A 13548-nucleotide genomic window follows, 5' to 3' on the forward strand; every position below is an offset into this window, starting at 1 on the left:
AGTTCGCTGCGGAGGGCGTGAGTTCGCTATCGGACGTAGCGAACTCAGCACCCGAACGACGGTTTGCAGCGACGGAATCACGAGCTGAGGAGCGGTGGTGACCACCGTCGTCCACAAACCTGATTCGCCCCTGCCCAAGGAGCCGCCGAAAGACTAGGGTGGAACCAAGTCTTAGCCACGCATATCGGGAGGCTTCCATGAGCCAGAATGCCAGCAGCAAGGTCCTCGGTCCGGAACAGCGCGAGCTGTCCATCGAGGCGCTCAAGAAGACCACGGAGCCGGGTCAGGAACTCGACATCCTGATCGTGGGCGGTGGTGTGGTCGGCGCCGGAGCCGCCCTCGACGCCGTGACGCGAGGGCTCAAGGTGGGCATCGTGGAGCAGCGCGACTGGGCCTCGGGCACCAGCTCCCGCTCCTCCAAGCTCATCCACGGTGGTCTCCGCTACCTCGAAATGCTGGACTTCGCGCTGGTCACCGAGGCGCTGCAGGAGCGTGGTCTGCTCATCCAGCGGATCGCCCCGCACTTGGTCCGTCCCGTGCCGTTCCTGTACCCGCTGTCGAAGAGGTTCGTCGAGCGTCCGTACGTCGGCGCAGGCATCCTCCTGTATGACACGCTCGGCATGACCAGTGGCAACGCCCGTGGTGTCCCCATGCACAAGCACCTCACGCGGCGTGGCACGCTCAAGGCGGCTCCGAGCCTCAAGGACGACGCCATGGTCGGCTCCATCCGCTACTACGACGCTCAGGTCGATGACGCCCGCCTGGTGGTGAACATCGTCCGCACGGCCGCGAGCTACGGTGCCCACGCGGTGAACCGCATGAAGGTGGTGGAGTTCCTCCGCGAAGGCGAACGCGTGGTGGGCGCACGCCTGGAGAACATGGAGGACGGCAGCACGTTCGACGTCGCCGCGCGCCAGGTGGTGAACGCCACCGGCGTCTGGACGGACGAGACGCAGGCCCTGGTCACCGACCGCGGACAGCTCAAGGTGCGGGCCTCCAAGGGCATCCACCTGGTGGTCCCGCGCGATCGCTTCCAGTCGACGGTAGGTCTGATCCTCCGCACCGAGAAGAGCGTCCTGTTCGTCATCCCCTGGGGCCGGCACTGGATCATCGGCACCACGGACACGGACTGGAAACTGGACAAGGCCCACCCGGCGGCGTCCAGCAAGGACATCGATTACGTGCTGGAACACGTCAACAAGGTGCTCAAGCGGCCGCTGACCCGGGAGGACGTGGAGGGGGTCTACGCAGGTCTCCGTCCGCTGCTGGCCGGTGAGAACGACTCGACGGCGAAGCTCTCCCGTGAGCACGTGGTGGCGCATCCGGTCCCCGGCCTCGTGGTGGTGGCCGGCGGCAAGCTGACCACCTATCGCGTCATGGCCAAGGACGCCGTGGACGAGGCCGTGCGTGGTCTCGATGACCGGGTGGCCCCCAGCTGCACGGAAGGCATCCCGCTGCTCGGCGCCGAGGGCTACAAGGCCGCCTGGAACCGCAGGCACCGGAGCGCGGACGAAGCCGGCGTGCACGTGGCACGGGTGGAGCATCTGCTGAACCGCTACGGCTCCGAGACCCAGGAGCTCCTGGATCTGATCCGTGAGCGCCCCGAGTTGGCGGAACCGTTGCCGGGAGCGGATGATTATCTGGGCGCGGAAGTGGTCTTTGCGACTACCCACGAAGGTGCCCGTCATGTGCATGATGTCCTCACCCGCCGGACCCGGATCTCCATCGAATCCTGGGACCGCGGAGTCTCCGCGGTGCCGGTCGTGGCGCGTCTCATGGGCGAGGTGCTCGGCTGGAGCCCCGTCCAGGAGGAGAGCGAGATCAAGCACTATCTGGCCCGGGTGGAGGCCGAACGACTGTCGCAGGAGCAGCCGGACGACGAGTCGGCCGATGCGGCACGGATCGGGGTGGATGACATCATCCCGCTCCGCTGAGGACGGCGCCTGGGGCGTCGTCCAGTGGTGACCCGCAGCGATGCGGGCGCACCACGATTGAACGTTGACTGAAAGGACGCCCTGTGGCCGAGGATCTGAACCGCTATGACGCTGAGCTCACCCTGCCCAGCATGGTCATCCTGGAAATGGAAGCCACGGACCGGGAGGACGCCGCAGCCCAGCTTGCTCAGCGGCTCTTCGCCTCCGGCCGGGTTTCCAATCTGGAAGGGTTCCTGGCCAGCGTCAATGCCCGCGAGCACCAGCTGGCGACCGGCCTGCCGGGCGGCATCGGGCTGCCTCACGCCCGCAGCGAGTACGTCACGCAGCCGTCGATCGCCGTCGGCGTGACCAAGTACGGTCACTCGCTCGATTTCGGTGCGGCCGATGGACCTGCCAATCTCATTCTGCTCATCGCCACCCCGGCCCAATCATTCTCGGAACACCTGGAAGTGCTCGCGACCCTGGCACGCTCGCTCTCCAAGGAGAGCTATCGGGAGTCGCTGCGCCGGGCACATGATCCCGAGGTCATCGCCGAACTGATCAACACCTCGCTCGTGTTCTTCGACCACTGACCGGCTTCTTCAACCACTGACCAGCGCCGGCAGAGCAGTGGCCACTGACCCTTGGGCTGCACCAGCCGAGCTGCTGGCGCCGCAATCTCCCCGGTTAAACGGTCATTCCCCGACGCTCCAGCGTCGGGGAATGACCGTTTAACCGGGGAGATCTGTCATTCGCTGCGCCAGGACCGCCACAGGGCCGCATAGGACCCGTCAAGCGCGAGCAGCTCGTCATGGCTGCCCAGCTCGGTGATCCGTCCGTCCTCCACCACGGCCACGCGGTCCGCGTCGTGGGCCGTGTGCAGGCGGTGGGCGATCGCCACCACGGTCCGGCCACTCAGCACCGCGCCCAGCGAGCGCTCCACGCTGCGGGCGGCCTGGGGATCGATGAGGCTGGTCGCCTCATCGAGCACGAGCGTGTGGGGATCGGCGAGGACCAGACGTGCCAGGGCCAGTTCTTGTGCCTGCGAAGGCGTCAGCGCGTGGCCGCCGGAGCCCAGCTCGGTCTCCAGGCCGTCCTTCAGCGCTGTGAACCAAGAGGCCGCGCCCACGTCGTCCAGAGCGGCCAGCAGTTCCTCATCGCTCGCCTCCTCCTTGCCCAGACGCAGATTGTCCGCGAGGGTTCCCACGAACACGTGATGCTCCTGGGTCACCAATGCCACTTCACGGCGCAGCTCTTCCACGGGCAGATCCACCAACGGCACCCCGCCGACCGTCACGGCGCCGGACGACGGCGGGTTGATCCCCGCGATCAGGCGGCCCAGTGTCGACTTGCCGGCCCCGGAAGGACCCACCATGGCGAGCCGCTCACCCGGCACGAGTTCCAGGTCCACACCGTGCAGGACGTTGCGCCCGGCCCGGTAGGCGAAGGTGGCGCCGCGCACGGAGATCCGGCTGCCGTCAGGCGTCTCACCACTCACCTCACGGTCCGCTGGGACCTCCTTGACACCCACGATCCTCGCCAGGGACGCCGCGCCGAACTGCAATTCGTCCAGCCACATGATCAGGGTGTTCACCGGCTCCACGAGAGCCACGGCGTACAGGGCGACGGCGGCCACGGACCCGGCGGACACGGCGCCCACGGAGACCAGCCAGCCGCCCCAAAGGACCACTAGCACGGCCGGGAGCCACAGCGCGAGCTCAGTCACCGGGAACAGCATCGAGCGGAGCCACAACGTGTACTTCTCCGCCTCGAACGCCTCCCGGATGGCGGTGCGGGTGCGGTGGATGCGCTGTGGGCCGAGGCTGAGGGCGTCCACCGTGAGAGCGCCGTCGGCAGCCTCGGAGATGGTCCCGTCGATGGTTCCGTACGCCGCGTGCTCGCGCTGGTAACCGGGGCCGGAACGCTTGAGGTACCAGCGGGTGACCGGGATGATGAACGGTGCACTGACCAGCAGGCCGAGCCCCAGCAGCGGGGACACCACGAGCGCCGCGGCGAGCGTGAGCGTCACGGTGACCACGGCAACCAGGAGTCGCGGCACACCGAAACGCACCGCATGGGAGAGCGCTTCGACGTCGTTGGTGGTGCGGGAGAGCAGATCACCGGTGCCGGCACGTTCGACCGTGGACAGGGGGAGTGAGGTGACGTCCCCCATGAACTCCTCCCGGAGGTCGGCGAACACCTTCTCACCCAGCACCATCGAACGGTAGGACGCCAGGCGTTGCAGGAGCGCCTGAGCCACCACCGAGCCGAGGAGCGCCAGGCTCAGGGCCGTCACCGTGGACATGGTGGTCCCCGTCGTGACGGTGTCGACCAGCCGGCCGATGATGAACGGCCCCACCAGGCCCATGATGGCGGCCGCCGCGTAGAAGACCATCACGCCGACCAGGCCCCGCTGATTCCGGCGGAGCAGACGCCACGCCTCCGCCCGCACCTGCGCGGAGGCCGCGATGGGCAGGCGGTTGCCGGGGTTGGGGAGGGCGGCGGCGGCCTCGGGCAGGCTCTGGCGCGCTTCGTTCTCCTCCAGCAGAGGTTCCTCGAACGACTCCGCCGTGTTACTCACTGCGAATCACGACCATTCGGTACTCGGGACAGCTCTCCAGCAGTTCGGCATGCGTGCCGGTGAGCGGTTCGCCTGTTTCGGGAAGGAAGATGACGCGGTCCATCGCGTGCAGCAGCAGCGGACTCGCGGTGGTGACCAGGGTGGCGGCGCCGCCGTGCCCGCTCTGCGAACTCCGGGCCTCGGCGAGCCCCTCTGCGACCCGGGCCTCGGTGTGGGCGTCCACCGCGCTGGTGGGCTCGACCAGCAGGAGGAATTCAGGATCGCTCAGCAGTGCCCGGGCGAGGGAGAGACGCTGTCGCTGGCCACCGGAGAAGCTGCGGCCCTTCTCATCCACCTCGTGGTCCAGCCCCTCCTCCAGGGCCTCCAGGATGTCCAGTCCGGCGGCCTGCTCCAGAGCGTCCAGGATGCGCTGGTCACTGTGCCGCCCCTGGGGATCGAGGGAACTGCGCAGGCTGCCGGTGAACAACTGAGCCTCGGCCTGACTGAACACGATCGTCCGGCGGATGTCATCCAGGGGATAGGCCTCCAGAGGGAGGCCTCCCCACAGGACATCGCGCGAGGCGGCGTCCTCGAACCGGCCGAGCCGCTTGGCCACGGCCGCCGAACGGCCCGGATCCGAACAGACCAGCGCCGTGAGCCCCTGCGGCGGGACCGTCACGCCGCTCTCGCCGTCCTGCAACGCTGCCGACGACGGCGGCGCGGCCTTGCCGCCGTCGCTTACGAGAGGCTTCGCTCCGAGAAGCTTGCTGACCTTGCGCGCGCCCACCACGCCGCGGATGCCGACGTTGAGGGCCTCCGAGCCGGTCCGGATCGGGGCGACCAGGAACACCGAGAAGCCGTACAGGGACATGAGCTGTCCCGGGGTGATCGTGCCGTCCAGCGCGAGTGCCGCACCCGTGAACGTGAAGAACACACTGAAGGCGCCACCGATGAGCAGCTGCGAGGCTTCCAGGGTCGCCACCGACTTCGCCACCTCGATGCCCTGCTGGCGCGCGTGCTGGGAGCGCTCGCGGTACCGGTTGACGAAGATGCGCTCTCCGCCGATGCCGCGGAGCACCCGCAGACCGGCCACCGTGTCCGCTCCCACGGAGGTCATCTTGCCGGTCGCCTCGCGCTGGGCCTGCTGCCGCTTCTGGAACGGCTTCACCACGAAGACCAGGAGCGCGCCGAGTGCGGGCACGCCGATGAGCACCGCGATGCCCAGAGGCAGGTGGATGCCCGCCACGAGGGCGGAGACCACCAGATAGGAGATGATCGAGCCGGACAAGCGGGCTGTCACGTCGAAGAGCTGGCCGATGCGCGGCGCGTCATTGGACGCGACCGTCACGATTTCGCCGGTCGGAACGGCGCGCCCCACCGACTCACCGCCCCGGGAGACCTTCACCCCGATGAGTTCCTTGGTGGTCAGGGCGGCCTGGAGCCAATTGCTCACCGCAAGGCGGTGACGGATGGTGGTGGTGGCCGCCTGGATGGCCGCGAGGCCCAGGAAGATCGCGGTCCAGAACAGCAGAGCCCCGAAATCCTGGGCGACCACGCCGAGGTCGAGGGCCTTGCCGATAACAAAGGGCGCGAAGGCCTGTGACAACATCCAGACGATGCCGAAGCAGAATCCGCCGATCAAAGTGGGCAGCTGAAGGCGGCCCAGCCAGAGCAGGAATCGGCTGGGAGAGAGACCGAAAGGCTCGTCAGGACGGGGATAGGGGTACTCTCGCACAGCGCCAGCCTAAATGAGGCCTGAGTCACAGGGAAGTTCATATGAAAGATTTCTTTCGGGAAATTCTGGAATAAGGCGTTCTGGCTGGTGGAAGGCGATTCTGTTACGGGGGCCGGGCGGGTGCAGGGCGCTCAGGAGGCCCTTGGCGGGCCGGGTGGACGGGCGGCCGTTTTTGGGGAATTCCGAGGTTCAGCCAGTACGGTGGAATGGTGCTGAAAACTGCCCTTAAGCCGCGTTGGATCGCCGGATTGCTCTTTGCGCTGCTGGTGTCCACGGTCTTCGTGCTTCTCAGCCAGTGGCAGTTCGGACGCTCGACCGAGCAGGAGAAGGCCCCGGACAGCGCTCTGGAGTCGCCCCGGCCCCTGAGTGAGGTGCTCAAGCCGGGGAGTTTCTTCCCTTCGTCGGTCGCAGACCAGATGGTCACTCTGAACGGGCACTACGATCCCTCGCGACAGGTCCTGGTCAAGGACAGACTCCTGGACGGCCGGAGCGGCTACTGGGTGGTCACGGCTTTCGCCGTCGACGGCGCTCCGCGACTGGCCGGGGCGAAGGCCACCGAGACCACCTGGATCCCGGTGGCCCGGGGCTGGATCTCCTCGGCCGATCAGGCTCCCCGGGCGCCGCAGGGGCAGGTCTCCCTGACCGGCCGCCTCGTCCCTTCCGAGGCCCCCACGGTCACGCAGGACCTCCCGCAGAGCAGCTATGCCAATCTTTCCGTCGCCGAACTCATCAATGTGTGGGACGTCTCCAGCTACCAGGGCTTCGTCGGCGCCGGCCAGGAGAAGAGCGGCGGCCAGGACGTCGGCGCCCGGGACGACTCGGATCTCAAGCCGCTGCGACTCAAGGCGGCGCCGCCCGAGCAGGGCGTGAACTGGCTCAACATCTTCTACGCCGTGGAGTGGGTGGTCTTCGCGGGATTCGCCCTCTTCATCTGGTGGCGCCTGGTCAAGGACGACTACCAGCGGCAGCTCGAAGCGGAGGAGGACGCGGCCCTTTACGCCCGCGGGCAGTCCTTCCCCCAGAACACCCCCGATGATCACAGGAGCAGCGAATGATCGACCCCAAGCCTGCCGGCACTCCCGCACCCCGCCCCCGGCGTTTCGGAGGGACGGAGCAGCAGATCCGTTCCGCCCTGAAGTTCTACAAGGTCCTGGCTTACGCGACGGGTTCGTTCCTGCTGCTGCTCTGCGTCGAGCTCATCCTGCGTTACGGTTTCGGCCAGTTCCTGTTCGCGGGCGGCACGAACGCCGTCACCGGGCAGCCGCATGTCTTCGGCCTGGCGAGCGCGGACCCGTCCGGCGTGGTGGGCGGGGCCAACCTGTCCATCATCGTGCTGATCGTGCACGGCTGGATGTACGTGCTGTACCTGATCTCCAACTTCCGTCTGTGGAGCCTCCTGCGCTGGCCGTTCGGCAAGCTCGTGGTGCTCGCCCTGGGCGGTGTGGTGCCGTTCCTGTCCTTCATCGTCGAGAAGAAGACGCATGCCGAGGTGGAGGCGGAGCTCGCGGCCAATCCTCAGGCGGCCAGCCGCTACTGAACGCTCGCGCCCGGGTCGCCACGGCTGCGTGGCGGCCCCCTCGGTGACTTCGGCCGCGGGGCCTGTGCGGCGTCGTCGCGCGCCGGTTCATGACCCACGACGTCGGGCCGGCCGCCGTCGTTGTGACGGCTGCGGCTGTGAGCCGCGCTACTCGGAGGCCGCCCGGTGTGCGGGGGAGTGCCGCGGGACCGTATCCTTGAGGGGTGACCAATTCCCCCGCAGCTCAGACTTCTCAGCGCCCGGTGCTGGTTGTTGACTACGGTGCACAGTACGCGCAGCTGATCGCCCGCCGCGTGCGTGAGGCGAAGGTGTATTCGGAGATCGTTCCGCACACCCTCAGCACCGAGCAACTCCTGGCCAAGAACCCCGCCGCCATCATCCTGTCCGGAGGCCCGTCCAGCGTTTACGCGGAGGGTGCCCCGAACGTCGGCGCGGACCTTTTCGAGGCCGGCGTCCCCGTCCTCGGCATCTGCTACGGCTTCCAGGCCATGGCCCGCGCCCTCGGCGGCGAGGTCGCCCAGACCGGCCTGCGCGAGTACGGCTCCACCGAGACCACCTTGGTCGGTGAGCCTCATTCGCTCCTGGAGGGCGTGACGGACCACCGTTCGTGGATGAGCCACGGCGACTCGGTGCACCGCGCCCCGGACGGCTTCGAGGTCCTCGCCACCACGGCGGGCGCCCCGGTGGCGGCCTTCGCCAATGAGGAGAAGTGCCTTTACGGCGTGCAGTGGCACCCGGAGGTCAAGCACTCCGAGAGCGGCCAGAAGATCCTGGAGAACTTCCTGTACAAGGGCGCCGGTCTGGAGGCGAACTGGACCACGGGGAACATCGTCGAGGACCAGGTGGAGCGGATCCGCGAGCAGGTGGGCGAGGCCCGTGTGATCTGCGGTCTCTCCGGCGGCGTCGATTCGGCTGTGGCGGCTGCTCTCGTGCAGCGCGCCGTGGGCGACCAGCTGACCTGTGTGTTCGTGAACCACGGTCTGCTGCGTGAGGGCGAGGCTGAGCAGGTGGAGCGCGACTTCGTCGCCGCCACCGGCGCCAAGCTGTATGTGGCCAATGAGCAGGAACGCTTCCTGAACGCCCTGGCCGGGGTCAGTGACCCCGAGACCAAGCGCAAGATCATCGGCCGCGAATTCATCCGCGCCTTCGAAGAGGCCGAGCGTGCGATCATCGCTGAGGCGGCAGCCGACGGCGAAAGCATCAAGTTCCTGGTTCAGGGCACCCTGTACCCGGACGTCGTCGAGTCCGGCGGCGGCGAGGGCACGGCCAACATCAAGAGCCACCACAATGTGGGCGGCCTGCCGGAGGACCTCCAGTTCGAGCTGGTGGAGCCGCTGCGCACGCTGTTCAAGGACGAGGTCCGTGCCGTCGGCGCGCAGCTCGGCCTGCCCGCCGAGATCGTCGGGCGCCAGCCGTTCCCCGGCCCCGGTCTGGGAATCCGCATCGTCGGTGAGATCACTGCCGAGCGCCTGGACCTCCTGCGGAAGGCCGACGCGATCGCTCGCGCCGAGCTGACCGCCGCGGGTCTGGACAACGAGGTGTGGCAGATGCCGGTCGTGCTGCTGGCCGATGTGCGCAGCGTGGGCGTCCAGGGCGACGGCCGCAGCTACGGCCACCCGATCGTGCTCCGTCCGGTGTCCAGCGAGGACGCCATGACGGCCGACTGGTCGCGTCTGCCGTACGATCTGCTCGCCCGGATCTCGAACCGCATCACCAACGAGGTGGACGGCGTCAACCGCGTGGTGCTGGATGTGACCAGCAAGCCGCCGGGAACCATCGAGTGGGAGTGATCCCCCCGAGCCGTTGAACCGTGACCGGTCCGCTTCCGCGGGCCGGTCACGGCTTTTTCCCCGGAATTCCGCTGGACTTTGGCAAGTCGTGGGCGTTGCAAGCCCCGGTGGCGCTCCGGGGCGGATACCCTCGAAGGTATGCCTATCTGGTCCAAAGCCTCACGCGCCAGTGCAGCCAGTGCAGAGAAGAAGGAACCCGTGCCGGAGAACCCACAACACGTCGAACGCTCCGAGGAGCTGAGCCGCTGGCTCGGTGCGTTCGCGCCGGTGTCAGGCCCGGACACGCTGCTGCGCTTCTCCCGCACTCCGGATGGCTTCATCGACCTGGCGCACGCTCACCCGTCCGGCCTCGCTCAACTGATGGCCGGGCGGAAGACCCGTCTGTCCACCCTGATCCGTGAGCCGCAGGATTACACCCGCGCTGCCCGGGCGGCCCGCAGCATCCGCGCCAAGATCTACGAGATGGGCAACGAGCGGGGGATCGACGTCGGGTATCTCTCCGCAGGCACCGCCGTTTGGACTTCCGCAGTCGGTGGCAAGCCGCAGCGCGTGACGGCTCCGGTCCTGCTCGCCTCCATCAGCTTGAGCCTGCGCCCCAGCGGGGACGACTACGAACTCCAGGTCATGGAGCAGGCGCGGATCAACCCCGCCCTTGTCCGTCATCTGAAAACAGTGCACGGCATCATCTTCGACGTCAACGCCCTGGCGCGCCTGGCGTACAGCACCGCCCGTTTCGATCCCCAGCCCGTGTTGGAGCGCATGGAGACGGTCATCGCGCCGATCCACGGCTCCGAGATCCTTTCGGAGCTGCTCGTCTCCAGTTTCGCCGACCTTCCGCAGGATCTGGACGACCCTTGGATCCATGACCGGCATGAGCTGATCTCCGCCCTCGCGGATCCGGACAGTGTGGAACCACGGGTGCCCATCACGGCCGAGGAGTTCGTGCCGCTGGACGAGCGCGATCCGGCGGACGAGTTCCTGCTGCTCGACGCCGACGCCTCGCAGCAGCTGGCCCTGGACGTGATCCGTGCCGGCGACTCCGTGGTCATCTCCGCGCCTCCCGGCACCGGCCAGACCCAGACGGTGGTCAACGCCCTGGGCGAGCTCGTGATGGCGGGGAAGTCGGTCCTGGTGATCGGCGAACGGCGCACCTCCCTGACCGAACTCAACCAGCGGCTCGGGTCCCTGGGTCTGGAGTCCCTGGTGCTGCCCCTGAGCGCGAGTGCCAGTCCCGCCCAGCTCAAGGCCCAGCTGATTCAGGCGATCGTGCGCAATGAGAAGGCCGAGGAGCCCCAGCTGGAGCAGCTGCACAGCACCCTGCGGGCCCGTCGGCACTCCCTGGCCGAGCATGTGGCCTCGCTGCACAATGTGCGGTCGCGCTGGGGCTGCTCTCCCTATCAGGCGATGCAGGCGCTCGCCCGCGCGGTCGCCACAGACACGACGCCTGGCACCACCGTGCGCCTGAAGCGCAGCGTGCTGGACAGCATCAAGGACCGCGAAGCCACGGCGACGCAGCTGGTCCGGGCGGCCGAACTCGGCAGCTTCACCCGGTCCACGGTCACGAGCGAATGGCACGGCGCGCGCCTCCTGACACGCAAGGAGGCCCAGGAGGCTCACGAGACGGCCAGCCGCCTGAACACGTCGGTCCCGGAACTGCGCCGCCGCATGGAGGAGTTCGCCGAGCAGGCGCAGCTCCACCTGGGTGCGAACTTCCATGAGTGGGGTGAGCAGCTGGGGCTGTTCCTCGGGATGCGCGACAGCCTGAGCCGGTTCTCCGTGGAGATCTTCGACCGGGACGTCCATGACTTCATCGCGGCCACGGCGCCCACCGCCTGGCGCCGGGACCGCGGCATCGAGATGACCAGCCTGGGGCGTGCCAAGCTGCGCAAGTACGCCAAGGAGTTCGTCCGTCCGGGCGTGCACATCCTGGATCTCCACGAAAGCCTCAAAGAGGTCCAGGTCCAGCGCGAACAGTGGTCCAAGTACGCGGCCTCGCAGCGGCACCCCGTGGTGCCCTCCGGCCTCGCCGACCTGGACACCCGCTACTCGGAGGTCAAGAAGGACCTGCTGTCCCTGAGCCAGGCGCTCAAGGGCACCCGGGGCGGCACCGATCTGCAGGAGATGCCGCTGGCGGCCCTAGAGGCCCGTCTTGCGTCGTTGAGCGGTGACACCGAAGCGCTGGAAACCCTTCCCGAGCGCACTCTGATCCTGGACAGCCTGCGTGGCCAGGGCCTCGACGAGCTGCTGGATGATCTGGCGGCCCGCGAAGTCCCCGCCGAGGCGGTCGGCGCGGAACTGGACCTCGCCTGGTGGCAGTCCGTCCTCGAAGCCATGATCAGCGGAGACGATTACCTGGCCATGTCCGACGGCGACAGCCTCCGCACCATGGAGGGCGAGTTCCGCCTGGCTGATAGCGCGCACATCGCCAGCGGCGCCGGGCGTCTGCGCTGGTCGCTGGCGCAGCGCTGGCGGGACCTGGTGGAACGGGAGACCCGTCAGGCCGAGCTGCTGCGCAGCCTCCTCAAGGACGGCCGGGTCAGCATGGCCGCGCTCTGGGCTCAGGCGCCTCAGCTGCTGTCCAGCCTGGTCCCGATCTGGACCGTCAGTCCGCACTCCCTGTCCCGGGCCCTGCCCGCCGGGGTCCACTTCGATGCCGTGGTCCTGGTCGACGCCGAGTCGACCGCGTTGCGCAGTGCCCTGCCGGCGCTGGCCCGCGGCACGCAGGTGGTGGCCTTCGGCGACGCGAGCATCGGCGCGCCCCGTGCCTTCTCGGTCGCCGTGGAACGCCCCGACGACCGCGAGCAGGCCGCACAGACGGTCACCAGTGCTCTGGACGCCCTGAGTGAGGTGCTGCCCAGCGTCGAGCTGCGCAACGCCTACCGTTCGGTGGACGAGGACCTGAGCCTTCAGCTGAGCCGTTCCTTCTACGGCGAGCGTCTGAACCGCCTGCCCGACGGCAATGCGGTGACCGGTCTGGACCGTTCGATCGTGGTGGAGTACCTGCCGGACGGCACGGGCCTTCCGGTCCAGGGCAAAGAAGCCGTGGAATCCGTGATGGCCGAGGTCAACCGCGTGGTGGAGTTGGTCTTCGAGCACGCGAGGACCCGGCCGCGGCGTTCCCTCGCGGTGGTCACCAGCACCCTGAACCACGCGGCGCGGATCGGCGAAGCCATCAGGCTCCAGCTGCCGAACCACCCGTTGCTGGCTGACTTCTTCCACGGCACCGGCCCGGAGTCCTTCCGGGTGGTGGATCTGGAACGTGCCCGTGGGCTGGTACGTGACCACATCATCTTCTCCCTCGGCTTCGGCAGGACGCCCCATGGCCGCGCGCTGCACAGCTTCGGTCCGTTGTCGGCTCGTGACGGCAGAGCCAAGTTCGCTCTGGCGATGTCCCGTGCACGTCAGCACCTCCATGTCCTCAGCTGCTTCAAGCCCGAAGATCTGGACCGCAGCCGCCTGAGTCACGGCGCCGCGGACTTCTACGATCTGCTGGACCGTGAACTGGGCGGCAACTACTCCCTGGGAAGCCACGCCTCCCGTGCCGCGTCGAGCGACCCGAGCCTGGGGGAGGACGCCCTGGTGGTGGACCTCGCCGAGCGGCTCCGGGTCCGGGGCGCGCGGGTCTGGCACCAGTACGACGGCGCGATCGATGTGGTGGCCGCGGCCGATCCCCTGCACACCATGGGCAAGGACGACTCCGAGATCCCCACCCCGGTGGCCATCGAGTCCGACGGCACTGCCGCATACCAGAAGCGGTCCATCCGTGAGCGGAGCCGGCTGCGTCCGGAACTGCTGGAACGGATGGGGTGGCGTCACGTCTCCCTCTGGACCATCGAGGTCTTCACCGACCCGTCGTTCTGCGCCGATCGGATCGCCTCCTACCTCCACCTGGACGGTGAGGAACAGGGCGGCGCCGAGAACACCGCCACGGGCTTCATGCAGCAGGTGCCCCTGGGCGACGACGGACCGGCGTGAGCGATACCCCTGGCGGTTCCGCTCGGGGACCGCAGCCT

8 protein-coding genes are annotated in these 13548 nt (G+C 68.2%); 6 read left to right on the forward strand and 2 right to left on the reverse strand.

Annotated features, from left to right (window positions below; genetic code table 11):
- The first annotated feature begins 197 nt into the window (after window positions 1-197).
- Both AB4Y75_RS02480 and AB4Y75_RS02485 read left to right on the forward strand, forming a co-directional pair.
- Window positions 198-1934, forward strand: coding sequence for a glycerol-3-phosphate dehydrogenase/oxidase (locus tag AB4Y75_RS02480; protein ID WP_441434306.1), 1737 nt, complete (start codon window positions 198-200; stop codon window positions 1932-1934).
- Between the two features lie 83 nt (window positions 1935-2017).
- Window positions 2018-2506, forward strand: coding sequence for a PTS sugar transporter subunit IIA (locus AB4Y75_RS02485; protein ID WP_441434307.1), 489 nt, complete (start codon window positions 2018-2020; stop codon window positions 2504-2506).
- A 155-nt stretch (window positions 2507-2661) separates the two neighbouring features.
- Here the strand turns inward: AB4Y75_RS02485 and AB4Y75_RS02490 are convergent, their stop codons facing one another.
- On the reverse strand, window positions 2662-4431 hold the full coding sequence (locus tag AB4Y75_RS02490; protein ID WP_441435243.1) for an ABC transporter ATP-binding protein: 1770 nt from the start codon (window positions 4429-4431) through the stop codon (window positions 2662-2664).
- A 55-nt stretch (window positions 4432-4486) separates the two neighbouring features.
- Window positions 4487-6208, reverse strand: a complete 1722-nt coding sequence (locus AB4Y75_RS02495; RefSeq protein WP_441434308.1) for an ABC transporter ATP-binding protein — start codon at window positions 6206-6208, stop codon at window positions 4487-4489.
- Between the two features lie 206 nt (window positions 6209-6414).
- Between AB4Y75_RS02495 and AB4Y75_RS02500 the strand changes: the two genes are divergently transcribed.
- The 4 genes from AB4Y75_RS02500 (at window position 6415) to AB4Y75_RS02515 (ending at window position 13510) form a co-directional block, all read left to right on the forward strand.
- Complete coding sequence (locus AB4Y75_RS02500) at window positions 6415-7263, forward strand: SURF1 family protein (RefSeq protein ID WP_441434309.1); 849 nt, start codon at window positions 6415-6417, stop codon at window positions 7261-7263.
- Complete coding sequence (locus AB4Y75_RS02505; protein ID WP_441434310.1) at window positions 7260-7745, forward strand: DUF3817 domain-containing protein; 486 nt, start codon at window positions 7260-7262, stop codon at window positions 7743-7745. Before AB4Y75_RS02500 ends, AB4Y75_RS02505 begins: the two co-directional genes overlap by 4 nt.
- Before the next feature lie 242 nt (window positions 7746-7987).
- Window positions 7988-9535, forward strand: coding sequence for a glutamine-hydrolyzing GMP synthase (guaA, locus tag AB4Y75_RS02510; RefSeq protein WP_441435244.1), 1548 nt, complete (start codon window positions 7988-7990; stop codon window positions 9533-9535).
- A gap of 198 nt (window positions 9536-9733) precedes the next feature.
- Complete coding sequence (locus AB4Y75_RS02515; RefSeq protein ID WP_441434311.1) at window positions 9734-13510, forward strand: AAA family ATPase; 3777 nt, start codon at window positions 9734-9736, stop codon at window positions 13508-13510.
- The last annotated feature ends 38 nt before the right edge of the window (window positions 13511-13548 follow it).

It is taken from the genome of Arthrobacter sp. RAF14 (assembly GCF_052114185.1).
In the GTDB taxonomy this organism is placed as follows: Bacteria; Actinomycetota; Actinomycetes; order Actinomycetales; family Micrococcaceae; genus Arthrobacter_E.